This window comes from Gordonia prachuapensis, assembly GCF_036350515.1.
In the GTDB taxonomy this organism is placed as follows: Bacteria; Actinomycetota; Actinomycetes; order Mycobacteriales; family Mycobacteriaceae; genus Gordonia; species Gordonia prachuapensis.
Genome location: NZ_JAZDUE010000012.1, coordinates 41,603 through 66,933 on the forward strand (window position 1 = coordinate 41,603; position 25,331 = coordinate 66,933).

22 protein-coding genes are annotated in these 25,331 nt (G+C 67.9%); 10 read left to right on the forward strand and 12 right to left on the reverse strand.

Annotated features, from left to right (window positions below; translation table 11 throughout):
* The first annotated feature begins 66 nt into the window (after positions 1 to 66).
* Complete coding sequence (locus tag V1Y59_RS15005) at positions 67 to 1,971, forward strand: ABC transporter ATP-binding protein (RefSeq protein WP_330505767.1); 1,905 nt, start codon at positions 67 to 69, stop codon at positions 1,969 to 1,971.
* A 93-nt stretch (positions 1,972 to 2,064) separates the two neighbouring features.
* Here V1Y59_RS15005 and V1Y59_RS15010 read toward each other — a convergent pair whose 3' ends face one another.
* The 4 genes from V1Y59_RS15010 to V1Y59_RS15025 are packed head-to-tail and all read right to left on the reverse strand — an operon-like array spanning position 2,065 to position 4,101.
* A complete protein-coding gene (locus V1Y59_RS15010) occupies positions 2,065 to 2,475 on the reverse strand; it encodes a TIGR03668 family PPOX class F420-dependent oxidoreductase (protein WP_330505768.1) in 411 nt (136 codons plus the stop codon).
* A 1-nt stretch (position 2,476) separates the two neighbouring features.
* Positions 2,477 to 2,719, reverse strand: a complete 243-nt coding sequence (locus tag V1Y59_RS15015; protein ID WP_330505769.1) for a hypothetical protein — start codon at positions 2,717 to 2,719, stop codon at positions 2,477 to 2,479.
* A gap of 16 nt (positions 2,720 to 2,735) precedes the next feature.
* Positions 2,736 to 3,116: a YidH family protein gene (locus V1Y59_RS15020; protein ID WP_330505770.1), complete on the reverse strand. Its 381-nt coding sequence runs from the start codon at positions 3,114 to 3,116 to the stop codon at positions 2,736 to 2,738.
* 10 nt (positions 3,117 to 3,126) lie between these two features.
* A complete protein-coding gene (locus V1Y59_RS15025) occupies positions 3,127 to 4,101 on the reverse strand; it encodes an alpha/beta hydrolase (protein WP_330505771.1) in 975 nt (324 codons plus the stop codon).
* 263 nt (positions 4,102 to 4,364) lie between these two features.
* Here V1Y59_RS15025 and V1Y59_RS15030 point away from each other — a divergent pair, with 263 nt between their 5' ends.
* Positions 4,365 to 8,234, forward strand: coding sequence for a Pls/PosA family non-ribosomal peptide synthetase (locus V1Y59_RS15030; protein ID WP_330505772.1), 3,870 nt, complete (start codon positions 4,365 to 4,367; stop codon positions 8,232 to 8,234).
* Positions 8,235 to 8,472: 238 nt separating this feature from the next.
* Here V1Y59_RS15030 and V1Y59_RS15035 read toward each other — a convergent pair whose 3' ends face one another.
* Entirely contained in the window at positions 8,473 to 8,898 is a 426-nt protein-coding gene (locus V1Y59_RS15035; protein WP_330433252.1) for a DoxX family protein, read from the reverse strand.
* Between the two features lie 220 nt (positions 8,899 to 9,118).
* On the opposite strand from V1Y59_RS15035, the gene V1Y59_RS15040 reads away from it, so the two are divergent.
* Together V1Y59_RS15040 and V1Y59_RS15045 are read left to right on the forward strand one after the other, a co-directional pair.
* Positions 9,119 to 10,474 (forward strand): M1 family metallopeptidase, encoded by a 1,356-nt coding sequence (locus V1Y59_RS15040; RefSeq protein WP_330505773.1) that lies wholly within the window; start codon positions 9,119 to 9,121, stop codon positions 10,472 to 10,474.
* Between the two features lie 7 nt (positions 10,475 to 10,481).
* Positions 10,482 to 11,741 carry a lipopolysaccharide biosynthesis protein gene (locus tag V1Y59_RS15045; RefSeq protein WP_330505774.1) on the forward strand — a complete coding sequence of 420 codons (1,260 nt, stop codon included), beginning with the start codon at positions 10,482 to 10,484 and terminating at the stop codon, positions 11,739 to 11,741.
* Here V1Y59_RS15045 and V1Y59_RS15050 read toward each other — a convergent pair.
* Positions 11,684 to 12,550 carry a glycosyltransferase family 2 protein gene (locus V1Y59_RS15050; protein ID WP_330505775.1) on the reverse strand — a complete coding sequence of 289 codons (867 nt, stop codon included), beginning with the start codon at positions 12,548 to 12,550 and terminating at the stop codon, positions 11,684 to 11,686. The genes V1Y59_RS15045 and V1Y59_RS15050 overlap by 58 nt on opposite strands.
* A 70-nt stretch (positions 12,551 to 12,620) precedes the next feature.
* Here V1Y59_RS15050 and V1Y59_RS15055 point away from each other — a divergent pair, with 70 nt between their 5' ends.
* Positions 12,621 to 13,325: a glycosyltransferase family 2 protein gene (locus V1Y59_RS15055; protein ID WP_330505776.1), complete on the forward strand. Its 705-nt coding sequence runs from the start codon at positions 12,621 to 12,623 to the stop codon at positions 13,323 to 13,325.
* Between the two features lie 7 nt (positions 13,326 to 13,332).
* On the forward strand, positions 13,333 to 13,674 hold the full coding sequence (locus tag V1Y59_RS15060) for a DUF2304 domain-containing protein (protein WP_330433257.1): 342 nt from the start codon (positions 13,333 to 13,335) through the stop codon (positions 13,672 to 13,674).
* Between the two features lie 130 nt (positions 13,675 to 13,804).
* Here V1Y59_RS15060 and V1Y59_RS15065 read toward each other — a convergent pair whose 3' ends face one another.
* Both V1Y59_RS15065 and rfbA read right to left on the reverse strand, forming a co-directional pair.
* On the reverse strand, positions 13,805 to 14,425 hold the full coding sequence (locus V1Y59_RS15065) for a dTDP-4-dehydrorhamnose 3,5-epimerase family protein (protein ID WP_330505777.1): 621 nt from the start codon (positions 14,423 to 14,425) through the stop codon (positions 13,805 to 13,807).
* Positions 14,426 to 15,301, reverse strand: coding sequence for a glucose-1-phosphate thymidylyltransferase RfbA (rfbA, locus tag V1Y59_RS15070; RefSeq protein WP_330505778.1), 876 nt, complete (start codon positions 15,299 to 15,301; stop codon positions 14,426 to 14,428).
* A 96-nt stretch (positions 15,302 to 15,397) separates the two neighbouring features.
* Between rfbA and rfbB the strand changes: the two genes are divergently transcribed.
* Complete coding sequence (rfbB, locus tag V1Y59_RS15075; RefSeq protein WP_330505779.1) at positions 15,398 to 16,402, forward strand: dTDP-glucose 4,6-dehydratase; 1,005 nt, start codon at positions 15,398 to 15,400, stop codon at positions 16,400 to 16,402.
* A 61-nt stretch (positions 16,403 to 16,463) separates the two neighbouring features.
* On the opposite strand, the gene V1Y59_RS15080 is transcribed toward rfbB, so the two are convergent.
* Positions 16,464 to 17,351, reverse strand: coding sequence for an alpha/beta hydrolase (locus V1Y59_RS15080; protein ID WP_330505780.1), 888 nt, complete (start codon positions 17,349 to 17,351; stop codon positions 16,464 to 16,466).
* Positions 17,352 to 17,435: 84 nt separating this feature from the next.
* Between V1Y59_RS15080 and galE the strand changes: the two genes are divergently transcribed.
* Positions 17,436 to 18,455: a UDP-glucose 4-epimerase GalE gene (galE, locus tag V1Y59_RS15085; RefSeq protein WP_330505781.1), complete on the forward strand. Its 1,020-nt coding sequence runs from the start codon at positions 17,436 to 17,438 to the stop codon at positions 18,453 to 18,455.
* Between the two features lie 407 nt (positions 18,456 to 18,862).
* Here galE and V1Y59_RS15090 read toward each other — a convergent pair whose 3' ends face one another.
* Genes V1Y59_RS15090 through V1Y59_RS15100 form a run of 3 tightly spaced genes read right to left on the reverse strand, consistent with a single transcriptional unit; the run spans position 18,863 to position 22,844 of the window.
* The gene (locus V1Y59_RS15090; RefSeq protein WP_330505782.1) at positions 18,863 to 20,896 is read right to left on the reverse strand and encodes a DUF6541 family protein; all 2,034 of its coding nucleotides are present in this window, start codon (positions 20,894 to 20,896) and stop codon (positions 18,863 to 18,865) included.
* Between the two features lie 56 nt (positions 20,897 to 20,952).
* Complete coding sequence (locus V1Y59_RS15095) at positions 20,953 to 22,194, reverse strand: MFS transporter (protein WP_431309181.1); 1,242 nt, start codon at positions 22,192 to 22,194, stop codon at positions 20,953 to 20,955.
* Positions 22,191 to 22,844, reverse strand: coding sequence for a GntR family transcriptional regulator (locus tag V1Y59_RS15100; protein ID WP_330505783.1), 654 nt, complete (start codon positions 22,842 to 22,844; stop codon positions 22,191 to 22,193). The genes V1Y59_RS15095 and V1Y59_RS15100 overlap by 4 nt, the downstream gene beginning before the upstream one ends.
* Positions 22,845 to 23,092: 248 nt before the next feature.
* On the opposite strand from V1Y59_RS15100, the gene V1Y59_RS15105 reads away from it, so the two are divergent.
* Positions 23,093 to 24,316 carry an NAD(P)-dependent malic enzyme gene (locus tag V1Y59_RS15105; protein ID WP_330505784.1) on the forward strand — a complete coding sequence of 408 codons (1,224 nt, stop codon included), beginning with the start codon at positions 23,093 to 23,095 and terminating at the stop codon, positions 24,314 to 24,316.
* Positions 24,317 to 24,444: 128 nt separating this feature from the next.
* Positions 24,445 to 25,290, forward strand: a complete 846-nt coding sequence (locus tag V1Y59_RS15110) for a hypothetical protein (RefSeq protein WP_330505785.1) — start codon at positions 24,445 to 24,447, stop codon at positions 25,288 to 25,290.
* Positions 25,291 to 25,331: the final 41 nt, after the last annotated feature.

The window sequence follows — 25,331 nt, forward strand, 5'->3', positions numbered from 1 at the left end:
CGTTCATCCGCCAGCGGACCTCGGCCAGTGTACCTCAAGTGGACTTTAAGTTCTACTGTGGTCGGCATGAGTATGGAATCGGTCGGCTGGGACACGATGTACAAGTCGATGAATGCGCCGCAGGCGCGGGCGCTCAAGGGTGAGCGCCGTGCGACGCTGCGTCGGATCGGCGGTTTCGCGCGTCCGCATCGTCGTCGGATCGCGATCTTCCTCGTGCTGTCCGTGCTCACGGCGTTGTTGACCGTGGTCACGCCGCTGTTGGCGGGGCGGGTGGTCAACCTGATCACCGAAGGCGGTGCCAGTGATGCGATCGCGGGGTTGGCCCTGCTGATCGCGGCCATCGCGGTGGTCGAGGCGGCGGCGGGCGTCGCGACCCGGTGGTTCTCCTCGAACATCGGCGAGAGGCTGATCCTCGATCTGCGTCGCTCGGTGTTCGACCACGTCCAGAAGATGCCGGTCGCGTTCTTCACGCGTACCCGCACCGGCGCGCTCGTCAGCCGGCTCAACAACGACGTGATCGGCGCGCAGCGCGCCTTCAGCGACACGTTGTCGGGGGTGGTGTCGAATGCGGTCACCCTCCTGCTGACCCTCGGTGTGATGCTGGCGATCAGCTGGCAGGTCACCCTGCTCGCGCTGGTTTTGTTGCCGGTGTTCGTCGTCCCGGCACGTCGCATGGGGCGGCGGATGGCGGCGTTGTCGCGCGAGGCAGCCGAGTACAACGCGCGGATGTCCACGCAGATGACCGAGCGGTTCTCGGCGCCCGGCGCGACCCTGGTCAAACTCTTCGGCCGCCCCGACCGGGAATCCACCGAGTTCTCCGACCGAGCGGATCGGGTGCGCGACATCGGGGTTCGCCGCGCGATGCTGCAGGCGTACTTCATGACGGCGCTGACGCTGGTGTCCGCGCTCGCGCTGGCGTTGGTGTACGGGCTGGGCGGGTGGCTCGCGGTCGCCGGGCACCTCTCCGCGGGAGCGGTGGTCTCGCTGGCATTGCTGTTGACCCGGATGTACGCGCCGCTGACCGCCCTGGCCAACGCCCGGGTGGAGATCATGAGCGCGCTGGTGAGTTTCGAGCGGGTGTTCGAAGTGCTCGATCTCGAACCGCTGATCGCCGACAAGCCCGACGCGCGGCCGGTTCCCCGCGGACCGGTGTCGGTGCGGTTCGACGACGTGTCGTTCGCCTATCCGTCGGCCGACAAGGTCTCCCTGGCGTCACTGGAAGAGGTCGCCCAACTCGACAACAGGGGCGGCTCGACGGTGCTGCACAACATCGACCTGGACGTGCCGGCGGGAAGCATGACGGCTCTCGTCGGGTCGTCGGGAGCCGGCAAGTCGACGATCGCGAACCTCGCGACCCGCCTTTACGACGTCGACTCGGGGTCGGTGTTGCTCAACGGGGTCGATGTCCGCGACCTGCAGAGCGCGTCGGTGCATCGAGCGGTCGGTCTGGTCACGCAGGACGGGCACCTGTTCCACGACACCGTGCGGGCCAACCTGGCGCTCGCCGACCCGACCGTGCGCGAAGAACAGATCTGGGACGCGTTGCGTCGCGCCCGTCTCGACGAGCTGGTGGCGTCCCTGCCCGATGGGCTCGACACGGTCGTCGGGGAGCGCGGATACCGGCTCTCCGGAGGTGAGCGCCAACGGCTGACCATCGCACGTATCCTGCTGGCGCAGCCGTCGCTGGTGATCCTCGACGAGGCGACCGCGCACCTGGACTCGACGTCGGAAGCCGCTGTGCAGGAGGCGTTGTCGGAAGCGCTGGAGGGCCGGACGTCGATCGTCATCGCGCACCGGCTCTCGACGATCCGGGCGGCCGACGAGATCGCGGTCCTCGAGCAGGGCCGCATCGTCGAACGCGGCGACCACGCCACCCTGTTGGCCCGCAACGGCCGCTACGCCGAGCTGTATCGCACGCAGTTCGCCGACGAGGCACGCCAGGAGCTCGCCTGCCGCGAACTCACCGCCTGACGCCTGCTCGCCCGTCCGCCGACAGAACCCGGAATCTCGCCGACAGAACCCGGATTTGCATCAATAGAACTCGGTTATGCGCCCACAGAATCCTCACGACGATGCGGACCACGAGCTCCAGCGCAATGCCCGCACGACGATGACCTGTCCGTCCGGGCGGTTCGCGCGATACTGGTGGTACTTGGCGGCCAGGAGGTCGATGGCCTCGGCGCCGACCTCGGAGTCCGCGTCGACGATCTCCGCATGTCCGTCGACACGTACCCACCACAACGCGGTCCAGTCCTCGGCGTAGTGGTCGGCGAGCATGCTCACAGCGGGATTGGCGGTGATGTTGGCGAGTCGTCGAAGCTGTCGGGTGCGCTTGGGCTTGTGATCGACGCACATGTAGATCGTGTCGTCGGCGACCGTGAACACCACTGGAACCAGGTGCGGGACTCCGCCTGCGCCGACCGTGGCGAGACGCGCGATCCGGGCGGATGCGAACTGTTCCCGCGCAGGGGTCATGTCATTCGGTGGGGTCGTCGGACTCGGGCTTCGGGTCCGGCGGCGTGCGCCGACGGAACTGCAGCACGACCAGCACGATGTTCACCACGACGACGGCGATCCCGATCGCCACCCAGAACCACCGGCCGTCGCGCCACCAGCCCACCGTGAGAACCCCGACACAGACCATCAGGATCAGGGAACCGGCGATGGTCATCCCCCGGGACACGTTCTGGGCTCCACGGGCGAAGTCGTTGTTGATCATCGAACAGCTCTCAATCTCAGGTCTGGACCACCATGACCACCGCGATCGCGACGGCCGCGATCACTATCCCAATGACCAGAAACGTGACGTGCGAGGGCCCCGGCATCTCGCCGCCCTCGCGGAGCGCGCGCATCGTCTTGCGCCACCGCCAGGCGCCGAGCAGTGCGATGACGCAGCCGAGCGCCACCATCATCAGTCCGAGGGCGGTCTCCAGGATCGGGTGCTCGATGTCGGCGGCGACATAGACGATCGCCACGCCGGCCGCCATGAACCCGAGGGACGTGCGAACCCAGGCGAGCACCGTTCGTTCCGCAGCAAGGGTGAACCGGGCGTCGACGGCCCCGGGCACCGTCGACGGGGTCGCCGCGGCACCAGCGGTGCCCGCGTCAGATGTCACCGCGTCGGGCTCAGCCGGCCCGTTGGTCCTTCCGGTCCTCAGCGTTCTTGGCCTTTCGGATGGCGTCGCCGACGAACGAGGCGATCGCGTCGATGGCGTGCAAACTCTCCGGATGCCGTGTGGTGAGCACCGGGAACGCGTGCACCTGCCAAGCGTAGCTGTGCGCGACCGCGTCGACACCCGCGTCGGTGAGCCTCTCCACGAGGTCGATCACGTCCGCCTCGAGCATCTCCCCCTCTGCGGCGACGATGACCGTGGGCGGGAAGTCTGCGTCGACGACGTCGGCGATCCGTCGGACGCCGTTGAACACGACGGGCCCCCGACCGAACAGTGCCGCGAGCTCGGCCATCTTGCTCTGCGGGATGTAGGCGTCCGAACGGCTCGACCGATCCGGATTGGTACCGACGTCCAGATCCAACAGCGGAGAGATGCCGACCATCGCCGCCGGCGGGGGCAGGCCCTCGTCGCGCGCGGCCTCGACGACCTTGCCCGCCAGGAACCCACCCGCGGAATCGCCCGCGACGATGACCCGGCGGTACCCGCGCTCGCCGACGAGCTCGCGATAGGCGGCCACCGCATCGGCAACCGAGGTCCCCACGCCGGCGGACGGCAACTGTCGATACTCCAGTGAGAACACGGGCAGCTCGCACGCCCGCGAGATACGGCTCGCGATCGACCGATGGGAACCGAGACCGCACACCACAAACGCCCCGCCGTGCAGGTACAGGACGGCCGTTTCCGAATCGCGGCGCGACGGGCCGACGGGCATGATGAGCTCGACCGGACGTCCTGCCAGGGTCATCCGTTCGCGGACCACACCGGCCGGCTTCGGGCCGACGGCGAGGACCCGGTCGATCAGGAACAGACCGGCCATGCCGGGCGTGTTCAGCGGCCACAGCGACAACGTGGGCCGCAGCATGGTGCGGCTACCGACCCACATGGGATAGGACAGGAGACTCGGTGTCCGGTGGTGCACGATCGACATTGCTCAATCCTCGTCGTCCGGCGATCGGCGGCACACGAGCCGAGGCCTGCACAGCCGGCACGGCAGTCGCATGCTGAGATACGTCAGTGCGAAAACTACACGGGTCGGGCGCGACGTTCTCGGTTTCGCTCCGGGTTTCCCGCACGGCCACGCCGACTGTGCGCACCCGGATCGACGCCACGAGGTGTTCACCTACGTCACAGACACTACGGAGACCCGTCGGCTATATTTGCCGCTCCGCGCTGAAACGATGGTGGTGACACGTGGTCATTCCGACCCAATTCCTGTTGTCGACGCAGGCCAGCGCACCGCGCACGCTGTGCGACGTTCTCGACGAGACGGCTCGCACGCACCCCCACGAACCCGCGATCGACGACGGTGACCTGACCCTCACCTACACCGAATTGCTGGCGCTGGTGCGGCGCGGGGCGGAGTTCCTCGGCGACCACGGCATCGGCCGTGGCGGGCGTGTCGGCATCCGGATGCCGTCGGGTAGTCGCGAGCTGTACGTGGCGATCCTGTCCACCCTGTACGCAGGTGCGGCCTATGTGCCCGTCGACGCCGACGACCCGGACGAACGCGCCGAGTTGGTGTTCGGGGAGGCCGGCGTGGACGCCGTCGTCGACGCCGACGGAGTTCACGTGACGCCCGGCCGCGAACCCGGCCCCGCCGGAAGACCGACCGTCGACGACGACGCGTGGATCATCTTCACGTCGGGCTCCACGGGCACACCCAAGGGAGTGGCGGTCACCCATCGCAACGCGGCCGCGTTCGTCGACGCGGAAGCCCGGATGTTCCTGCTCGACGACCCGCTCGGGCCCGACGACCGGGTCCTGGCCGGGCTGTCGGTCGCGTTCGACGCCTCGTGTGAGGAGATGTGGCTGGCGTGGCGGCACGGCGCCTGCCTGGTGCCCGCGCCCCGGTCTTTGGTCCGCAGCGGCATGGATCTCGGCCCGTGGCTGGTGCAGCGCGACATCACCGTCGTGTCGACCGTGCCCACCCTCGCCTCCCTGTGGCCGCCGGAAGCCTTGGAGGCAGTGCGGCTGCTGATCTTCGGCGGCGAGGCGTGCCCACCGGAACTCGCCGAACGACTGGCCGTCGACGGTCGGGAGGTGTGGAACACCTATGGGCCCACCGAGGCGACGGTGGTGGCCTGCGCCGCGCCTCTCGACGGCGTCGGCCCGGTTCGGATCGGGTTGCCGTTGCCGGGTTGGGATCTCGCCGTCGTCGGCGCGGACGGCCGGCCGGTGGCCGAGGGCGAGGTCGGCGAACTCGTCATCGGTGGCGTCGGCTTGGCGCGCTATCTCGACCCGGCCAAGGACGCCGAGAAGTACGCCCCGATGCCCACCCTCGGCTGGGAACGCGCCTATCGCAGTGGCGACCTGGTGCGGCTCGATCCGGCCGGCCTGCTGTTCCAGGGACGCGCGGACGACCAGGTCAAGGTCGGCGGACGGCGCATCGAACTCGGCGAGATCGACAACGCACTGCAACAACTTCCGGGTGTCAGTGGCGCGGCCGCCGCGGTCCGCAAGTCGGCGGCGGGTAACAGCCTGCTGGTCGGCTATCTGGTGTCGCCCCATCCGGACTTCGACGTCGCCGCCGCGCACCGACAACTCACCGAACAACTTCCCGCGCCGATGGTGCCCCGCCTCGCCCTGGTCGAGGAACTGCCGACCCGGACATCGGGCAAGGTGGACCGCGACGCCCTGCCCTGGCCGCTCCCGGGGAGCGTGGATTCGGCAAAAAAAGACGGTGACGCCGACGACCTCACCGAGACCGAGGCGTGGATGGCGCAACGCTGGACCGATGTCCTCGGCGTCACCGTCGACAGTCCGCGAGCCGACTTCTTCGCCGAAGGTGGCGGATCGCTCGCCGCCGCTCAGCTGGTCACCGCCCTGCGCGAGCGCCATCCCGACATCACCGTCGCCGACCTGTACGACCATCCGCGCCTCGGGTCGCTCGCCGAACTGCTCGACGAGCGGACCCCGACGACCGTGGTGCAGACCCGCGACGTCGCGCCGACCCCGCGGAGCACCGGGATCGCCCAACTGCTGCTGACGGTGCCGCTGACCACGCTGACCGGGCTGCAATGGGCGACCTGGCTCGGCGTGGTGAACAACATCGCGGTGGAGGTCGTCGATCGCGCCGGCCGTGATGTGCCGTGGCTCGTGCACGTGAACTGGTGGGTGTTGTTCGTCGCGTTCCTGCTGTTCATCACCCCACCCGGCCGCATGGTGATCGCGGCCGCCGGCGCACGGATGCTCCTGGCGGGCGTCACCGCCGGCACTCATCCGCGCGGCGGAAACGTGCACATTCGACTCTGGGTCGCCGAGCGGCTGCTCGATGCGAGCGGCGCCGCCAACCTGTCCGGCGCGCCCTGGATGATCTACCTGGCGCGGGCACTGGGGGCGTCGGTCGGCCGCGGCGTCGACCTGCACACCATTCCGCCCGTGACCGGCTTCCTCACGATCGGCGACGGCGCGTCCGTGGAACCCGAGGTGGACATCGCCGGATGGTGGATCGACGGCGACGTCGTGCACATCGGCGAGATCGTGATCAAGCGCGGGGCGTCGATCGGGGCCCGGTCCACGCTGCTGCCCGGCGCGGTGGTCGGCCGCGACGCCGAGGTCGCGGCCGGTTCGGCGGTGCGCGGCCGCGTCAAGGCGGGGCAGCACTGGGCGGGCTCGCCGGCCGTGAAGGTCGGCAAGGCGTCGCACCCGTGGCCCGATCACCGTCCGCCGCGCGGTCCGCTGTGGGTGCCGATCTTCGGCCTGTCGTCGTTAGCGCTGGCCGCCATCCCGCTCATCGCGCTCGCTGCCGGGCTCGCGGTGATGGGTTCGTGGGCGATCCACGCCGACCGATTGCGCAGCGTCGTGCTGCGATGCCTCGCCCTGCTGCCGGCCGCGACGATCACCAGCCTGATCGTGTTCGCCCTCCTCACCGCGATCCTGGTGCGGCTGCTGTCGATCGGCCTGACCAAGGGCTATCACCCCGTCCGATCCCGCGTCGGCTGGCAGGTGTGGATGACCGAACGCCTCCTCGACTCGGCGCGGACCTACCTGTTCCCGCTCTACGCGAGCCTGCTGACGCCGTGGTGGTTCCGACTCCTCGGCGCCAGGATCGGCGCCGGCACGGAGATCTCCACCGCCCTGGTGCTGCCGAAGTTCACGATCGTCGGCGACGGCGCCTTCCTCGCCGACGACACCATGGTCGCCTCCTACGAGCTCGGCGGCGGGTGGATGCACATCGACGAGGCGAAGGTGGGCAAACGGTCGTTCCTGGGCAACTCGGGGATGACCGGGCCCGGTCGAAAGGTGCCGAAGAACAGTCTGGTCGCGGTGTTGTCGGCGACGCCGGATCGCGCGAAGTCGGGGTCGAGCTGGCTGGGCAGCCCACCGGTCCGGTTACGTCGCACCGCCGCCGAGACCGACACGGCACGCACCTTCGATCCCCCGACGCAGTTGAAGGTGGCAAGGGCGATCGTCGAGACGCTGCGGATCATTCCGGTGATGGTGTCGTTCGGCCTCGGTCTGTTCATGCTGCTCGGGCTGCAGTACGTCGCCCAGCACGTGCACTGGTGGGTCGCCGCCGCGCTGAGCGGCGTGCTGCTGTTGGTGGCCGGCGCCGTCGCCTGCTGTGTCGCGGCCGCAGCGAAGTGGATCGTCGTCGGCCGGATTCATGTGTCGGAGCATCCGCTGTGGAGCTCGTTCGTGTGGCGCAACGAACTGTCCGACGCCTTCGTCGAGACCGTCGCCGCACCGTGGTTCGCCAACGCCGCCACCGGAACACCGATCCTCAACCTCTGGTTGCGGATGCTCGGTGCCCGGATCGGCCGGGGCGTCTGGTGCGAGACCTACTGGCTACCCGAGGCCGACCTCGTGACGCTGGGCGACGGCGCCACCGTGCAACGCGGGTGCGTCGTCCAGACACATCTGTTCCACGACCGTGTCATGGCGATCGATCGGGTGACGCTGGAGGCGGGCTCGACTTTGGGACCACATTGCGTGGCCCTGCCCGCGTCGGGTCTCGGGGAATCCAGCACCGTCGGCCCGGCATCGCTGGTCATGCGCGGCGACGTCGTGCCCGCCCACACCCGCTGGCAGGGGAACCCGATCGCGCCGTGGAGTGCGTGAGGGCCCCCCTTTGCTGATCGAACGCGCCGTGGAGCGCGTGGGGCGCCCCTTCCGCTGATCGAGTAGTTCCGAGCCGCATCCACCCCCGTTGACCGAGTAGACCGAGCCGCTAGGCGAGGTCGTATCGAGGTCTCCGGTGCGCGATCTCGATACGTTCCTCGCCTAGCGGCTCGGAACTACTCGATCAGCGGATTGTCGCGCTCAGCAGACTGTCGCGATCAACAGCGGATTGTCGCGATCAGTCGACCACGGCCCCTCGACGCCTGCGTCGGAACACGTAGTTGTCCGCGGCCGCCGCACCCGCCTGGGCGAAGCCGACGGCGAGCAGGCCGGCGATCAGGGCGAGATTGAACTCGTAGCCGCCGTCGGCGTTCCAGAAGCCGGCATCCCAGTGCGCGTAGTAGATCGCGCCGATCATGTCCGCGATCAGCAGGATCGCCACAATCGGCAGGAAGAGCCCCAGGATCAGCAGGATGCCGCCGACGAACTCCACCCAGGTGGCGTATTGCGCCGCGAGGTTCGGCCACGGGATGCCCATGGCGTCGAAACCCTGCTCGGTCTGGTCGATTCCGTTGGTGTGCAACTTCTGCCACCCGTGCATGATGAAGATGATGCCGAGGATCAGGCGTGCCACGAAGAACGTCACGCTGCGTATGCCGAACATTTCTTCCTCTTCCGTCTCTACCAACCCGACCGAACTACAACTGGACCGAACTACAACCGGACCACGGTCCGGTTCATCACACAGCTTCTCACATCGCTCGCCGCCGAGTACCCGGAGAACCCGGCAGGTAATCTGAGTGTCCGCGACGGCAGCTGCCTGTCGTTGGACATTTGGTGCCGGTGAGTCCTCGCGCGCCGCTCGCGAACAGACAGGAGAGTCAGTGCCGGGAAAGTCGGCCAAGAGTCCACGACAGCCTCTCCTCGGCGCCCCGCTGGATGCACTCGACCCGTACCTGCCCGACAACGGCAACCTCGGCTTCCGGATATCGCGCTACGACCTCGACCTCGAGTACAAGGTGTCACCCAACCGACTATCCGGGGTGGCGACGCTCACCGCAACGTCCTACGTCCAGTTGCGCAAGTTCACGCTGGATCTGGCCTCGCCGCTCTCCGTCTCACGGGTGACCGTCAACGACAAACGCGCCCGCTACAGCCACCGCAACCGCAAACTCTCCATCACCCCCGACGCGCCCGTCCCACCGGGCGGCGCGATGACCATCGTCATCCGATATGCGGGTTCACCACGCCCGATCCGCGGGGCGTGGGGCGAGGTGGGCTGGGAGGAGCTCACCGAAGGCGCGTTGTGCGCCAACCAGCCCAACGGAGCGGCGTCCTGGTTCCCGTGTGACGACCATCCGAGTGCGAAGGCGCCCTACCGCATCTCGATCACCACCGACAGCCCCTACTACGCGCTGGCCAACGGCGTCCTCGAATCCAAACGCACCCGCGCCGCGCAGACGACGTGGGTCTACCAGCAGGTCGAGCCGATGCCGACCTACCTCGCCTCGATCCAGATCGGCCCCTACGTCAAGAAGACGTTGGCGTCCAAGCCGATTCCGGTGGACGCGATCCTCCCGCAGCGACTCGTGCCGAACCTCGACGTCGACTTCGGTAGGCAGCTCGAGATGATCGACGTGTTCGTGGAGATGTTCGGCCCCTACCCGTTCCCGCGCTACACCGTCGTCGTCACCGACGACGACCTCGACATCCCGATCGAGGCCCAGAGTTTCTCCACCTTCGGCGCCAACCACTGCGACGGCTCGCAGCGTGCGGAGCGTCTCGTCGCGCACGAGCTCGCGCATCAATGGTTCGGGAATTCGGTGACCCTCGCCCGCTGGCGCGACATCTGGCTGCACGAGGGCTTCGCGTGTTACGCGGAGTGGCTGTGGAGTCAGCGGTCCGGCGGCAAGAGCGCCGCCGAATGGGCGCGCCACTACTACGACAAGCTCGCGGCGAATCCGGTGCGCGCCACGCTCACCGACCCCGGGCCCCGGCACATGTTCGACGACTGGGTGTACAAGCGCGGGGCACTCACGCTCCACGCGCTGCGGTTGACGATCGGCGACGGCAACTTCTTCGCGCTGCTGAAGCGCTGGACCGACAAGTACCGGTACGGGTCGGCGACCACCGAGGACTTCATCGCGCTCTCCGCCAACTACTCGACCACCTCGCTGACCGCGCTGTGGGACGACTGGTTGTTCAGCGCCCCGCTGCCGGCGTTCCCGGGTCCGTCCTGAACCTGCGATGTCCGACGACGCATCCCTGACGACACCGCGGGCCGGCGGGGCCATCGGCCGGGTCACGGTCGCCACGGTGATCGCCGCGGTATCCGGCTACCTGGTCCTACTGCTGGCGGCGCGTCATCTCGGTGCCGCCGGCTACGCGGTGTTCGCCGTGTTCTGGGCGGCATACGGCATGGTCACGGGCGCGCAGAACGGTCAACTCCAGGAGACGACCCGGGCGGTGCGTGCCGGTATCGACGATCGTGTGTCGACGGCGCGCCCGTGGGTGGTCAACGCGACAATCGGCGTGACGCTGGGTGTCCTCGTCGCCGCGACGTCGCCGCTGTGGAGCGGACTCGTGTTCGACGAGCAGCGGTGGCTGTCGGTGGCGCTGTTGTCCGTCGGCGTCGCGTCGTTCGGTGTCTACGCACATCTTGCCGGCGCGTTGTCGGGGGCGGTGGCCTGGGGTGTGTTCGCGACCCTGCTGTCGGTGGACGCGATGATCCGGCTCGTCGGCGCCGGGCTGGCCGTGGTGTTCGGCGGCGACCTGGTCGCCTTCCTGGTCATCACGGTCATCGGTTCGGTGTCCTGGATGGTCCTGCTCCTCACGTCGTCGGCGGCACGGGCGGCCGTCGGCCTGCCGGGCGATGTCTCGTCGCGACGGTTCGCGACCAACACCCTGACCGCGATGGCGGCGGCCGCGGCGAGCGCTGTTCTGGTGATGGGATTCCCGGTGCTCATCACCGCCACCGACGACGACGCATCGTCCGCCACGGTCGGTGCGGTGGTGCTCGCGGTGACCCTGACCCGGGCGCCACTGCTGGTGCCGTTGAACAGCTTTCAGGGTGTGCTGATAACCCGGTTCGTCGACGGCTCCGACCGGCTCGGCGCCGCCCTCCGCATCCCCGCGGCGGTGGTCGTCGCTATCGGAGTGGCCGGCTCGGGCGCGGCCTGGCTGATCGGGCCGTGGCTGCTGCGCAACGTCTTCGGCGAAGACTTCCGGCTGTCGGGCTTGGCGGTGGCGGGATTCACGCTCGGCGCGACCACCCTCGCCTTGCTGACGGTGACGGGCGCCGCGACCATCGCCGTCGGCGCGCACCGCTGGTATGCCGCCGGGTGGTGGATCGCCACTCTCGCCTCGGTCGGGTTGCTGCTGTCACCGGCCGATGCGGTGGCCCGGGTGACGGTCGCGCTGATCTGCGGACCGCTCGTCGGGATGGCCGTTCACGCCGTGGGACTCGCGCGGCGCAGGCGTCCGGCGGTGGCCAGCGCCCGCGACTGAGCGTGGTTCAGCCGCGACGTCGCGTGCAGACGTGCGGCGCGGGCAGCGCGGCTCCAGCCGCGGTCGGCGCACCGTCGGGCCTCGTCGGCGAAGAAGGCGTTCTCCTCGGCGAATCGTCGGCCGTCGACTGCCTGTACCGAACTGACCGACGCCTGGTGGCGGCGATAGCGGAACACGACGGTCGGGTCATGGACGAGGGCGCCGCCGCGCGCCGCGAGGTCGACGAGCAACGCGAGGTCGAGGACGATGTCGAGGCCTGGCCGGAACCCGACGTCGCGGACCGGGGCGGTGCGCCACAGCAGCGAGGGGAAATAGGTCCAGTTGCCGTGGTAGAGGCTCGTCGCCATGGCCTCCCCGCGCAGGACCACCGGTTCAGTGCTTGTGCGGGGCGTCAGCAGCGACTTGATGCGGTCGCCGAGGGGATGCACGACCTGGTCGCGATCGTCGATGACTTCCACCCCGGGTGCGATGACCGCGGCGTCGGGGTGTTGCCGGGCCAGTCTGCGGACGGTCGCCACGTAGTCGGGCAGCATGACGTCGTCGCATCCCATGACGACGAAATGATCGGCCTCGACGAGGTCGACGCATCGTCGGAAGTTGCCGTTGACGCCGAGGTTGGTCTCGTTACGGAGGTAATGCACCCGCGGATCGGTGAGCGAGGCCAGCCAGTGCGCGGGCTCGGGATCGGGGTAACAGTCGTCGATCACGACGAGCCGCAGATCGCCGTCGCGCTGGTCGAGGACGCTGGTGACGGCCTGCCGGAACTGCGCGACTTCACCGTAGAACGGCATCATCACGTCGATCGGCACCCGCCCAGCGTAGGACACCCGGCGTGGGGGTCACGGGCCGGCGGTCGGGTGCACTACTAGTGTTACCGACATGACCTCGGGCTCCACCAGCAACGATGACGTGTGGCTGGTGATACCCGTCTTCAACGAGGCCGAGGTGATCCGGGAGGTCGCGGCGACCGCGGCGAAGACGTTCCCCAACATCGTCTGCGTCGACGACGGCAGCCGCGACGGCTCCGCAGCCGAGATCCGCGCGGCCGGGGTCCGCCTGGTGCGGCACCCCGTCAACCTCGGTCAGGGCGCGGCCATCCAGACCGGCGTCGAGTACGCCCGCGCACAACCCGGCGCGAAGTTCTTCGTCACCTTCGACGCCGACGGCCAGCATCAGGTCGACGATGTCGTCGCGATGATCGAGCGACTGCGCACCGAACCCGTCGACATCATCGTCGGCACCCGGTTCGCCGAGGGCCGCAGCGAGTCGGTCCCGCTGCTGCGCCGGATGGTGCTGCGGACCGTGGTGTTCTTCAGTCCCCGCACCCGGCGTCTCGGACTCACCGACGCGCACAACGGATTACGCGCCTTCAACAAGAAGGTTGCCGACGATCTCGACCTCGTGATGTCCGGGATGAGCCACGCATCCGAGTTCGTCGCGCTCATCGATCACCACGACTGGCGCGTGGCCGAACAGCCCGTCACCATCCTGTACACCGACTACTCCCGGGCGAAGGGGCAGTCGCTGATCAACGGCGTCAACATCGTTGCCGACGGTTTGCTGCACCCGCGGATGAGGAAGTGAGCGCTCGATGATCTGGTTCCAGATCCTCACCATCGTCGGCCTGGTGGCACTGGTCGCGTTCTTCGTGGTCAATCGCGGCACCGCCCGCGCGTCAGCCGGGGTGAAGATCCTGTTCGTCGCGTTCGTGGCGTTCGGTCTCTACGCGATGCTCCGTCAGGACGACATCACCTGGCTCGCCAACAAAGTCGGCATCCAGCGCGGCCTGGACCTGGTGCTGTTCCTGCTCGTGGTCGCATTCGCGTTCACCACGGTCTCCACCTACCTGCGGTTCCGGGAGTTGGAGATCAAGTACGCGCGCCTGGCCCGCGCCGTGGCGCTGCGCGACGCGGAAAACCAGCAGAAACACTAGGCACCCAAGTCTTGTCACGGCGGTCGACAGAACCCGAGAATTCGTCGAGAGAACCCAGCCATCTCCCGATCGGATGCTGTCCCACCCGCCGATCGAGTAGGCCCCGAGCTTGCGAGGGTCCGTATCGAGATCACGCCTCCGCGAGGTCGCGCACGTACGCCACGACGTCATCATACGACGGCAGCAGCCCCGACTCCCGCGCCTCCGTCAGCCCCGGAGCGGCAGTGTCCTTGGCGGACAGTTCGTACTCGAGCGCCGACCCGTTCCGGGCGGTGGTCGGCCACACGATTCCCAACTCGGGGTCGAGTGGGTTGATGCCGTGCTCGGCTGTCGGGTTGTAGCCCGTGGAGCACAGGTAGGTGACGGTCGAACCGTCGGCCAGCGAACAGAACGCGTGGCCCAGCCCCTCGGACAGGTACACCGCGCGCCGGTCGACGTCGTCGAGCAGCACGGTGTCGTAGGTCCCGAACGTCGGTGAGCCGACCCGGATGTCGACGATGACGTCGAGGATCGCGCCGGACGGACACGTCACGTACTTGGCCTGACCGGGCGGCACATCGGCGAAGTGCACGCCCCGCAGCACACCGGCCGCCGACACTGACAGGTTCACCTGCGCCAGGTCGAGTCGATGCCCGATGGCCTCGGCCAGCAGGTCGGCCTTGAAGACCTCCGCGAAGAGCCCTCGATCGTCCCCGTGCTGCACTGGTGTCAGCTCCCACGCACCGTCGATCGACAATGGCCGCAGCTTCATTCAGAAACCTTTCCCGCGTTCCAGCAGTTCGAGGAGGTAGTCGCCGTAGCCTGACTTACGGAGTTTTTCTGCACGCGAACGCAATTCGTCGTCGCCGATGAAACCGCGTCGCCAGGCGATCTCTTCCGGCACGGCGATCTTGAGTCCTTGCCGTTGCTCGACGGTACGGACGAAGTTGCCTGCGTCGAGGAGCGAGTCGAAGGTGCCGGTGTCCAACCAGGCTGTCCCGCGCGGAAGGACCTTGACGGCGAGTCGACCCTGGTCGAGGTAATGGGCATTGATGTCGGTGATCTCGTATTCGCCACGGGCACTGGGCTTCAGGTTGCGAGCGATATCCACGACGTCGTTGTCGTAGAAGTACAGGCCGGGCACCGCGTAGTTCGAACGGGGTTGAGCAGGCTTCTCCTGCAGGGCGATCGCAGTTCCGCTGTCATCGAAATCGACCACCCCGTAGGCGCTCGGATCGGCCACCCAGTAGGCGAAAATCGCTCCGCCGTCGACATTCTCGAAACCCTGCAGCTGACTGCCGAGGCCCGGACCGTAGAAGATGTTGTCGCCGAGGACGAGTGCGACCGAGTCGTCGCCGATGTGATCGGCCCCTAACACGAACGCCTGGGCGAGGCCATCCGGGGAGGGCTGGGTGATGTAGGACAGGTTGATGCCGAACTGCTCACCGTTGCCCAACAGCCCCTGGAACGCGGCACTGTCCTGCGGGGTCGTGATGATCAGAATGTCCTGAATGCCCGCGAGCATCAGCGTCGACAACGGGTAGTAGATCATCGGCTTGTCGTACACCGGCACGAGCTGCTTGGAGACACCCTGCGTGATCGGGTGCAGGCGGGTCCCCGTACCCCCGGCCAGGATGATGCCGCGCATACCCACACCCTAGTGGCACCTCCGGGCCGGCGACGAGAGGTGCACCCGCACGACGCCCCGGTACAGTGATCGGCGTCCGAGGGAAGGGAACGGGTCATGCGGGTTCTGGTCACCGGGGGCGCCGGATTCATCGGCGCCAACTTCGTGCTGCGCACCCTGCAGCAGCGACCCGATGTGCAGATCACCGTGCTCGACAAGCTCACCTATGCCGCCAACCCGGCGACCCTGGAACCGGTGGCCGACCGGATCGACCTGGTCAAGGGCGACATCGCCGACGCCGATCTCGTCGACTCGCTGATCGCCGCCACCGACGTGGTGGTGCATTTTGCGGCCGAGTCGCACAACGACAACTCGCTGGCCGACCCGTCGTCGTTCGTACACACCAACCTGGTCGGCACGTTCGCGCTGCTGGAGGCGGTCCGCCGTCACGACGTGCGCTATCACCACATCAGCACCGACGAGGTGTACGGCGACCTCGACCTCGACGACCCGGCCCGGTTCACCGAGTCCACCGCCTACAACCCGTCGAGCCCGTACTCCTCCACCAAGGCCGGCTCGGATCTGCTGGTCCGCGCGTGGGTGCGCTCGTTCGGCCTGCGCGCGACGATCTCCAACTGCTCCAACAACTACGGGCCGTATCAGCACATCGAGAAGTTCATCCCCCGCCAGATCACCAACGTGCTCTCCGGGGTGCGGCCCCGCCTCTACGGTGATGGCCTCAACGTGCGCGACTGGATTCACGTCGACGATCACAACGATGCGGTGTGGACCATCATCGAGCGAGGTCAGATCGGTGAGACGTATCTGATCGGCGCCGACGGCGAGGTGAACAACCGGACCGTCGTCGAGACCATCCTGGAGCTGCTCGACCAACCCGCCGACGCCTTCGACTTCGTCACCGACCGACCCGGGCACGACCGGCGCTACGCCATCGACTCCACCCGCCTGCGCACCGAGTTGGGTTGGCGCCCACAATATGTGGACTTCCGAGCGGGGTTGTCGGCGACCATCGACTGGTACCGCGACCACCCCGACTGGTGGCAGCCGCACAAGCAGGCCGTCGAGCAGACCTACGCCACCACCGAGAAGGTCATCGGCTGAGGCCCTCGCACCACCCGACCCCTGAGGAGCCTCCGAGCCTGCGAGGATGCGTCACGAAGGGTCACTCCAGCGGAACCACCCGATCGAGGAAGTCCACCTGGTCGGCGACGACCTCTTCGAACGCGTCGCCGACATAGATGTCGAAGTGCCCCTCGGGATAGCGGATCAGCCGTGTCGTCGGGCCGCGCCGGGCGTAGCGCACCGTCTGCCGCGGCGGCGCCACCGAATCCTGATCACACACGCAGACGAGCACGGGGCAGGTGAGGTTCGCCAGGGCCCGGCCGGGGTGGTGACGTGCGATGGTCGGCACCACCCGCGCCGCGACCTCGTTGGTGAACGGATGGCCCTCCGGAACCAAGGGCAGGTAGCCCGGCACGACGTCCGGAGCCGTCATCAGCGCGGCGTCTCCGGGCTCGCCCGCCAGCGCGACCATCACCGGCTTGCGGCGCAACACCGCGGCCCCGAGGTCGGCGACAGCGCGTGCCGTCACCTTGACCGTGGTCATCGGGTCCATCGCGAGGACCGACGCCGTCCCGCTGGTGAACGGGCACTGCGAGATCACCGCCGCGATGTCGCCGTCACGGGCGGCCGCCACCATGACGTGCCCGCCGCCGAACGACGTACCCCACAGCACGACGCGCCGCTGGTCGACGTCGGGGATCGTGCGGGCGTAGGCGACTGCCGCGGCCCAGTCGTCGAGCTGGCGCCGGATGGACAGCAGCTGACGCGGTTCGCCGTCACTGGCGCCGAAATGCCGATAGTCGAAGACCAGGCAGGCGTAGCCGGCGTCGCAGAAACGTTCGGCGAACGCGTCGAGCCGCATCTCCTTGACCGCACCCAGACCGTGGGCCATCACCATGATCGGTGCAGGCCGGCCCGTGTCCGGCAGGTACAGCCATCCCCGGCATCGGTCGGGTCCCGACCTGAACTCCACATCCGCCCGCGTCACACGCCGACCGTATCCGCTGGATATGAGGCGGACAACACAGGATCCCCGGGGCCGATCCCCAGGATCGGCCCATACTGTGGAGCCATGCGAGTTCTCGTCAGCGGCGGCGCCGGCTACATCGGCTCCCACACCGTCATCCATCTCGTCGAGGCGGGCCACGACGTCGTGGTCGTCGACGACTTCAGCAACGCCAAACCCACGGTGATCGGCCGGCTCGAAGCATTGACCGGCACGTCGATCCCGGTGCATGCGATCGACCTCGCCGACGTCGACAAGACCGAACACCTCTTCGCCCACGAGCAGATCGACGCGGTCATCCATTTTGCCGGGTTCAAGGCCGTCGGCGAGTCGGTGAGCAAGCCGCTCGACTACTACCAGAACAACCTCGGATCGACGTTCGCACTTCTGCGCGCCATGGGCCGCCACGATGTGCGAACGCTCGTGTTCTCGTCGTCGGCGACGGTGTACGGGGCCGAGCCGAAGCTACCCATGACCGAGGATCTGCCGACGTCGGCGACCAACCCGTACGGCTGGACCAAGGTGATGATCGAGCAGGTGCTGCGCGATGTGGCGGCGAGTGACGACCGGTGGCGCATCGCCGCGCTGCGTTACTTCAACCCGGTGGGTGCGCATGCGAGCGGTGACATCGGCGAGGACCCCAGCGGCATTCCCAACAACCTGATGCCGTTCGTCGCGCAGGTGGCGGTCGGCCGCCGGGAGAAGCTGTCGGTGTTCGGCGACGACTACGACACCGCCGACGGCACCGGCGTGCGCGACTACATCCACGTCGACGATCTGGCCGCCGGGCACGTCGCCGCGCTCGACACCGTCAGCGCGGGCAAAGATCCCATGTCCGTGTGGAATCTCGGTACCGGACAGGGAGTTTCGGTCCTCGAGGTGATCAAGGCGTTCGAGCGGGCCAGCGGCCGGCCGATCCCGTATGAGATCGCCCCGCGCCGTGCCGGCGACATCGCCGCCTCCTATGCCGATCCGTCGCGGGCCAACGCCGACCTCGGCTGGCGCGCGACCAAGACGATCGACGACATGTGCGCCGACACCTGGCGGTGGCAGTCGAAGAACCCGAAGGGATTTCCGGACGCGTGATCGCTCGCCGCGTATCGAGATCACGCGCACCGGGTTTCGATACGCCACGGGCTCGCACGCTCGCACGAGGCTACTCAACCAGCGGTAGGGACGACCGGCCACCACCCGCTGATCGAGTAGCGGCGAACGAAGTGAGTCGCGTATCGAGATCCCGCACACCAGGTTTCGATACGCCACGGGCTCGCAAGCTCACACGAGGCCACTCAACCAGCGGCAGAGACGACCGGCCACCAACCGACGATCGAGTAGCAGCGAACGAAGTGAGTCGCGTATCGAGATCCCGCACACCAGGTTTCGATACGCCACGAGCTCGCAAGCTCGCACGAGGCTACTCAACCAGCGGTAGAGACGACCGGCCACCACCCGCTGATCGAGTAGCGGCGAACGAAGTGAGTCGCGTATCGAGATCACCCAGCTGCGGCGGGCTCGTTCACCCGATAGATCGTGACGTTGCCCTGCTGGAACACCGGCGTCAGGCCGGGCGCGCCGTTCTGACGCAACGCGAGGAACGGGTCGCCCTGGACGCCGTTCTCCGGGTCGGGCACCCCGTTCTGGAACTCCCAATAGCTCGGCGGGCTGTCAATCACGTAGTGCACGTTCATATCTCGCACGATGCCGTCGATGTACGGGTCTGCGCCGATCTGCGACACCCCCCAGAACAGGTCGCGCTGCCGCTGCGAGAAGTCATTGGCCCGGTAGAAGGGGAACATCGGGGTGACGCCGGTGGCGGGGTACAGCCACCCGGTGCCCTGGTCGAGGTTGTTGAGCACCAGCACGTCGTCGGCGTCGGGTTGATCTGCCAGCCAATCGTAGGCGGCAAGATCGTCGGGTCCGATGAACTTGCCGCCACGTTCCTTGGACGCGATCTGCGCATCGGCCGGGTAGCGCAGCACGCCGGCGCCCGCGATCAGCACCATCAGTACCGCAACCGCGGCGGGAAGAGCCCACTGACGGACTCGCGTCGTCGTCTGTGGGCGCCGGGCGACGCGATCCGCGACGGTGACCGCCAACGCGCCCAGCGCACAGCCGACGGCCGCCGCCGAGAACATGGCCACCACGAACGTCAGCCGATGCGGCGAGTTGTAGAAGTAGCCGCCGATCGCCCCGAGCGGGTACGACAGCACGCTGAGTGCAACCACCGAGTTCGCCGTGATGAGCACGAACACGAACCAAGCCGCGAGCCCGGCCCAGCACCGCATCCACGCGAGGACGCCGAGGCCCAGCACGGTGAGGAGGATCAGACCCCAGATCGGGTAGTGGTCTTCGAGCGGGATCGTGCCGTTGAACGCCGCCTGCCCGAGGCCGGTCAGCACACCGACACCTTCCTCGCGGAAGTCGAAGAACGGCAGTTCGTTGGTGTCGGCGACCTTGATGGTGCCGTACACGACGGGCGCGATGCCGACGACGGTGATCAGCCCCGCCACGGCGAGGGTCCCCAGGTCGCGCAACCGGCCGTAGGCCGGACGCCACAGGCCCTCGAGCAGCAGCCACAGGCCGATGATCACGCCGGCCAGGATCAGCCCCGACGGGTGTGTCGCGGTGACGCCGGACATCGCCGCGGCCGCCGCCAGCACCCGCCGACGATCGCGGACGCAACTGATCACCAGTACCGCGGCGATGGGGGCCATCGACACGCCCACCGCGTTCGGCACCGAAGTCAGCTGCACCTCGACGTAGGGCAGCGACGGGAACAACGCCGACACCGCGCCGGCCGCCCCGGCCAAGATCGCCGACCGTGACGTGCCGAAGCGGTGCCGCGCGAACCAGTACGCGAGCGACGCGACACCGAACGGGACAGTGATCGCCAGCACGGCAGGCGAATACGTGTTGTAGAGCTCGACCGGGTCGGCACCGGTGACCGGGAACAGGATGGCGCCCAACGCATGCCACGTGTTCGGGTAGTAGTTGAACCCGTGGGTGTCGTAGTTCATCAGTTCACCCATGCGCAGCGCCGAACCGATGCCGGTCTCGTCGATCCAGCGCAGTGAACTGGCGTGCCACAACGAATCCCACACCTGCGAGATGTTGCCCAGACCCGCGAAGGTGTTCTTGATCAGCGGTCGGATACAGGTGATGGCGATGATGACGGTGCCGATCCCAATCCCGGCCGCCATCGGGGCCGTCGAACGCCACCGCAACGGCGGATCGTCGTCAGGGGCCGGCGCGGGTGCCAGGCCGGCGAATCGTCGGCGAGCGAGGATCGCGGCGTAGGCCCATGAGAACAGCAGCGTGACCACCAGCGCGAGCAGCGCGGTGATGATGTTCCACTCGAAACCGATCGCGGAATAGAGCACCGTGAAGACGCTGACGACGGCGAAGGTGATCGGCGGTCCGGCCGCGATGGCGACCGGCCATGGCAGCACCATCCGGCGACCGACCAACGCGCCGGGCACCACCAGCATCAGGGCCGTCACCACGGTGACCCACGCCCCCAGCACCATCGCCCGCAACCTCCCGCGTCGTGTCGAACCCCGACGAGATTACCGGGCGGCGCCGTCTACGACGTAAGGCGCCGATCCGTCCGATGTCCAGCGACGACGATCGCCAGGCAGACCAGGGCGGCGAGGACGCCCACACCGAACATCATTGGATAGGTGATCGACGGGTACGTCTCGGACAGCCACGCGAGGATGACCGGCACGGCGAAACCGAGATAGGTCACGCTGTAGAACACCGCGGTCAGACCCGCGAGGTTGCGCGGACCCGCGATGCGCTGGACCTCCAGCAATCCCGCGATCATCGCCATGCCGTAGCCACATCCCAGGACGGTTGCCGCGAGCAGCGACATCCAGATCGTGAGCAGGTGGGCGGCGACCGCGGCGAGCGCCATCCCGACCGCGAGCATGATCAGTGCGAGGACCGGGCCGCGGGCGCGGCCAGGATCGTCGAACCGCCGGCCGAGTGACTGGACACCGAAGCCGGCGCCCAGGCCGAGCACGCAGCACAGCGCCGCGAACGCGATCGGTGCGCCGGAGGTGCGCGCCGACATCAGCGCCGGGATCACGGCGTACGCCGACGCCGCGGCGCCGAACACCCACGGAGCCACCGGGACGACCACCAGCAGGAACCGCCGGTTCGTCGCGCCGCGGACCCGCAGATCGTCGATGAGCCGCCCACGAGACGCCGCGACTTCCCGCGTCTCGGGCACCCGCTTGAGGGCGACCGTCGCGCCGACTGCCAGCACGATGTTGATCGCGTACGGGGTCACCGTCGGCCACGGGCCCCATTCGGCGACGACGCCCGCCACACCCGCACCGACGCCGAAACCGGCGGTCAGACTCATCGCCGCGCGGCGGGCGCCGACACCCGCGCGGTCGCCGTTGCGTCGGCTGATCTCGGCGAGCCAGCTGCCACCGACAGCCATCGCGAGACCGAGCGCGACTCCGCTCGCCACCCGGCCCGCAGTGAGCAAGCCGATCGAGTGGGGCCCGAGTGCCAGCAGCAATGACCCGAGGGCCGCGAACAGCGGGGCCGGCATCATCAGCAGCTTGCGGCCGTGGCGATCCGAGAGCGGTCCGCCGATCAGCAGCGCGGGGATGATGCCGAGCACGTAGGTGAACAGCAGACTGTCCACGGCCACCGCGGACAGATTCCCTTCCTGGCGGTACATCACCAGCAGCGGGGTGAACTCGTTGCCGCCCCAGGCCGCTGTGAACATCGCCGCCGCGACCGGTGTCCAGCTCGTGGCGCGCCCCACGGTTTCGGGAACGGTGGAGTGTTCGGTGACGTCGAGGGTCATGCCGGAGGTGTCCTTCGCAGGTCGTGCACGGCGGAGAGGTGGGCGGCGAGGGCGTCGGCGAATGCGTCGGCGTCGCCGCGCGCGAGCGCGTCGAGGAGTTCGCGGTGATCGTCGAGGATCCGCGACGGCACCGCGTCGTCGCGGCGCACGCTGGTCGTCGTCATCCGCCGGTGCCGCTCCCCCAGGCTGACGAAGAAGTCCGCGAGCAGCGGGTTGTCGCCGGCCGCGACGATCAGCTGATGGAATTCCGCGTCGATGCGGGAGAACTCCGCGACGTCGGCCGGGTCGGTGGCACGGTGGGCCGCCAGGTTGCGTTCGAGCCGCGCCACGAGCTCATCCCGGGAATCCGCGTCGTCGACGATGACCCGCACCGCGTGCACTTCCAGCAGGGTCCTGGCATCGACCACGTCGCGTGCCTCGCGGTCGGAGACCGGAACCACCAGGGCTCCCCGTTTGGGGTAGAGCCGCATCCAGCCCTCGGTCTCCAGTCGGAGGAATGCCTCGCGGACGGGAGTGCGACTCACATCACACTTCGTGGCGATGTCACCTTCACTGATCAGCTCACCGCCAGGGATCTCGTTTGTGAGAATTTGGCCTTTGACCTCGCGATATACGCGCTCAGCTGCCGATTCACCGGTTGCCCACGACATAGATACAAGTTGTACCTTATCGACCCGAGCGATCAATCGGGGGGCACCTTGCCCGGCTTGCGGAGACGGTGCGACACTGAGCGAGTTCCGCGCCCGGGAAAAACCGTGATCCGGGCCGTGACGGTTCGCTCTAGTGGCGGAGCTCACACCGCTCCGCTCCCAGGACCGGCAGTTGTAAGGGGCGCCCCACCGTCGTGGCGCCACCGTAGGCACCCGCTGTCCGACGCGGGTAATCCAGGAGGAACACCGTGGCCAGCACGGCAGACAACGTCCCCACCCACCGCCAGGCTCCGTTCAACGAGCCGAATCTCGACGAAGTGCCGATCACCGACGAGGAGATCTTCATGGCACACGTCGGCGGCAAACTGTCGGTGGAATTGCGTTCGCCCATCGACACCCAGCGCGATCTGTCGATCGCCTACACCCCGGGTGTGGCCCAGGTATCCCGCGCGATCGACAACGAGGCGGCACTGGTCAACAAGTACACGTGGACCGATCGGCTGGTGGCCGTCGTCTCCGACGGTTCGGCCGTGCTCGGCCTGGGCGACATCGGCCCGCGGGCCTCACTGCCGGTGATGGAGGGCAAGTCCGCCCTCTTCCGCACCTTCGCCGGGCTGAACTCGATCCCCATCGTCCTCGACACCCAGGACCCCGACGAGATCGTCGAGACACTGGTGCGCATGCGCCCCAGCTTCGGCGCGGTCAACCTCGAGGACATCTCCGCGCCGCGCTGCTTCGAGATCGAGCGCCGGGTCATCGAGGCGCTCGACTGCCCGGTGATGCACGACGACCAGCACGGCACCGCCATCGTGGTCCTGGCCGCACTCAAGGGCGCCATGGCACTGCAGAAGCGCGACCTGCGTGACCTCAAGGTCGTCATCTCCGGCGCCGGTGCCGCGGGTGTCGCCTGTGCCAACATCCTGGAACACGCCGGCGTGACCGACGTGGTGGTGCTGGACTCCAAGGGCATCGTCAGCTTCCACCGCGACGACCTGAGCGAGGTCAAGCAGGAACTGGCCGAGCGCACCAACCCGCGCAGCCTGGCCGGGGGACCGGCGGAGGCGCTGTCGGGGGCCGATGTGTTCCTCGGTGTGTCGGCAGGCAAGATCGACGAATCGCTGATCGCGTCGATGGCCGACGATTCGATCGTGTTCGCGCTGTCCAACCCCGATCCGGAGATCCACCCGGAGGTCGCGTCCAAGCACGCCGCGATCGTCGCGACCGGACGCAGCGACTTCCCGAATCAGATCAACAACGTGCTCGCCTTCCCCGGCGTTTTCGCAGGCGCCCTCGACGCCGGTGCCCGCCGTATCACCGAGCGCATGAAACTGGCTGCGGCGGAAGCCATCTTCTCGGTTGTGGCGGACGATCTGCGCGCCGACAAGATCGTGCCGAGCCCGCTCGACGGCCGGGTGGCCCCCGCCGTCGCGGCCGCGGTCGCCGAAGCCGCCAAGGCCGAGGGCGTCGCCTGAGTAACTCGCTGCTTGACTGAAATCGGCTCTGTCAGGCCGGTCCGAGGGGAATATCCCCTCGGCGACTCCTGACAGGGCCGATTTTCGTCATCGTGGAGCCGAATCGGTCGCCCGTGCGTCGAAGTCACATGAGACTCGACCTCACCGACGTCGCTGACGGTGTCTACAGCCGAGCGGAGTTGCTGGCACTCGACTATGACGATCCGACTCTGCGGCGCCTGGTCCGCAACGGCTTGTTGACTCAGCCGCGCCACGGTTGGTACGCGACTTCGGCAGCCGACCCCGACTGCGTGGAAGCAGCGCGCCGTGGAGGCTGCCTGAGTTGTGTGTCGGCGCTACGCGCACACGGCTTCTGGCTCCCGCCGGGCTACCACACCCTCCATGTGAGGGCGTCACGCCATAGTGGCACCAAGCGTCAGGATTTCTGTCGGTTGCCCGCCGGCCCACTGCCCGTACTCACCTCCATCGACGCGTTTCCGGTCGCCCTGGCCTGCGCGGCCCAATGCATGTCTGCCGAGGACTGGATCATCACCGCCGATTCGGTGCTCAACAAGTCGGGTATGACCGTCGACGAACTCCGCGCCGAGATGCCGCAGGTGAGCAAGAAGATCGAGAACATGCTGGCAAAATGCGATCCTCGTTCGCAGTCGGGCACGGAGTCCGCGGTCCGTCTACGCCTTCGTGCCCTCGGCTTTCACGTCGAGGTTCAACCCGCCATCGTCGCGGTCGGACATGTCGATCTCAAGGTCGGGCGCCTCCTCATCGAGTGCGACAGCAAACTGCACCACACCAGCCTGGAGAACTACCGCAAGGACAGGCGCCGCGACCGCAAGTCCCTGGGCCAGCAACTGCTCCCCATGCGACTGACCTACGACGACGTGATCTACGGGTGGGAGGAAACCCTGGCCGATATCCGGGCGATCACCGATCTCGATCGCCATAGGCTGCCCCGGCGACGAAAATCAGCGTCGTGAGAGGTCTCCGAGGGGAATATCCCCTCGGAGAGGCCTGAGCA

Coding starts and splice junctions, on each gene's coding strand:
- V1Y59_RS15005 (WP_330505767.1), top strand. CDS start 67: ATGAGTATGGAATCGGTCGGCTGGGACACGATGTACAAGTCGATGAAT.
- V1Y59_RS15010 (WP_330505768.1), bottom strand. CDS start 2,475: ATGACCCCTGCGCGGGAACAGTTCGCATCCGCCCGGATCGCGCGTCTC.
- V1Y59_RS15015 (WP_330505769.1), bottom strand. CDS start 2,719: ATGATCAACAACGACTTCGCCCGTGGAGCCCAGAACGTGTCCCGGGGG.
- V1Y59_RS15025 (WP_330505771.1), bottom strand. CDS start 4,101: ATGTCGATCGTGCACCACCGGACACCGAGTCTCCTGTCCTATCCCATG.
- V1Y59_RS15035 (WP_330433252.1), bottom strand. CDS start 8,898: ATGTTCGGCATACGCAGCGTGACGTTCTTCGTGGCACGCCTGATCCTC.
- V1Y59_RS15045 (WP_330505774.1), top strand. CDS start 10,482: ATGTCCGACGACGCATCCCTGACGACACCGCGGGCCGGCGGGGCCATC.
- V1Y59_RS15055 (WP_330505776.1), top strand. CDS start 12,621: ATGACCTCGGGCTCCACCAGCAACGATGACGTGTGGCTGGTGATACCC.
- V1Y59_RS15060 (WP_330433257.1), top strand. CDS start 13,333: ATGATCTGGTTCCAGATCCTCACCATCGTCGGCCTGGTGGCACTGGTC.
- V1Y59_RS15065 (WP_330505777.1), bottom strand. CDS start 14,425: ATGAAGCTGCGGCCATTGTCGATCGACGGTGCGTGGGAGCTGACACCA.
- rfbA (WP_330505778.1), bottom strand. CDS start 15,301: ATGCGCGGCATCATCCTGGCCGGGGGTACGGGGACCCGCCTGCACCCG.
- rfbB (WP_330505779.1), top strand. CDS start 15,398: ATGCGGGTTCTGGTCACCGGGGGCGCCGGATTCATCGGCGCCAACTTC.
- galE (WP_330505781.1), top strand. CDS start 17,436: ATGCGAGTTCTCGTCAGCGGCGGCGCCGGCTACATCGGCTCCCACACC.
- V1Y59_RS15090 (WP_330505782.1), bottom strand. CDS start 20,896: ATGGTGCTGGGGGCGTGGGTCACCGTGGTGACGGCCCTGATGCTGGTG.
- V1Y59_RS15095 (WP_431309181.1), bottom strand. CDS start 22,194: ATGACCCTCGACGTCACCGAACACTCCACCGTTCCCGAAACCGTGGGG.
- V1Y59_RS15100 (WP_330505783.1), bottom strand. CDS start 22,844: ATGTCGTGGGCAACCGGTGAATCGGCAGCTGAGCGCGTATATCGCGAG.
- V1Y59_RS15110 (WP_330505785.1), top strand. CDS start 24,445: ATGAGACTCGACCTCACCGACGTCGCTGACGGTGTCTACAGCCGAGCG.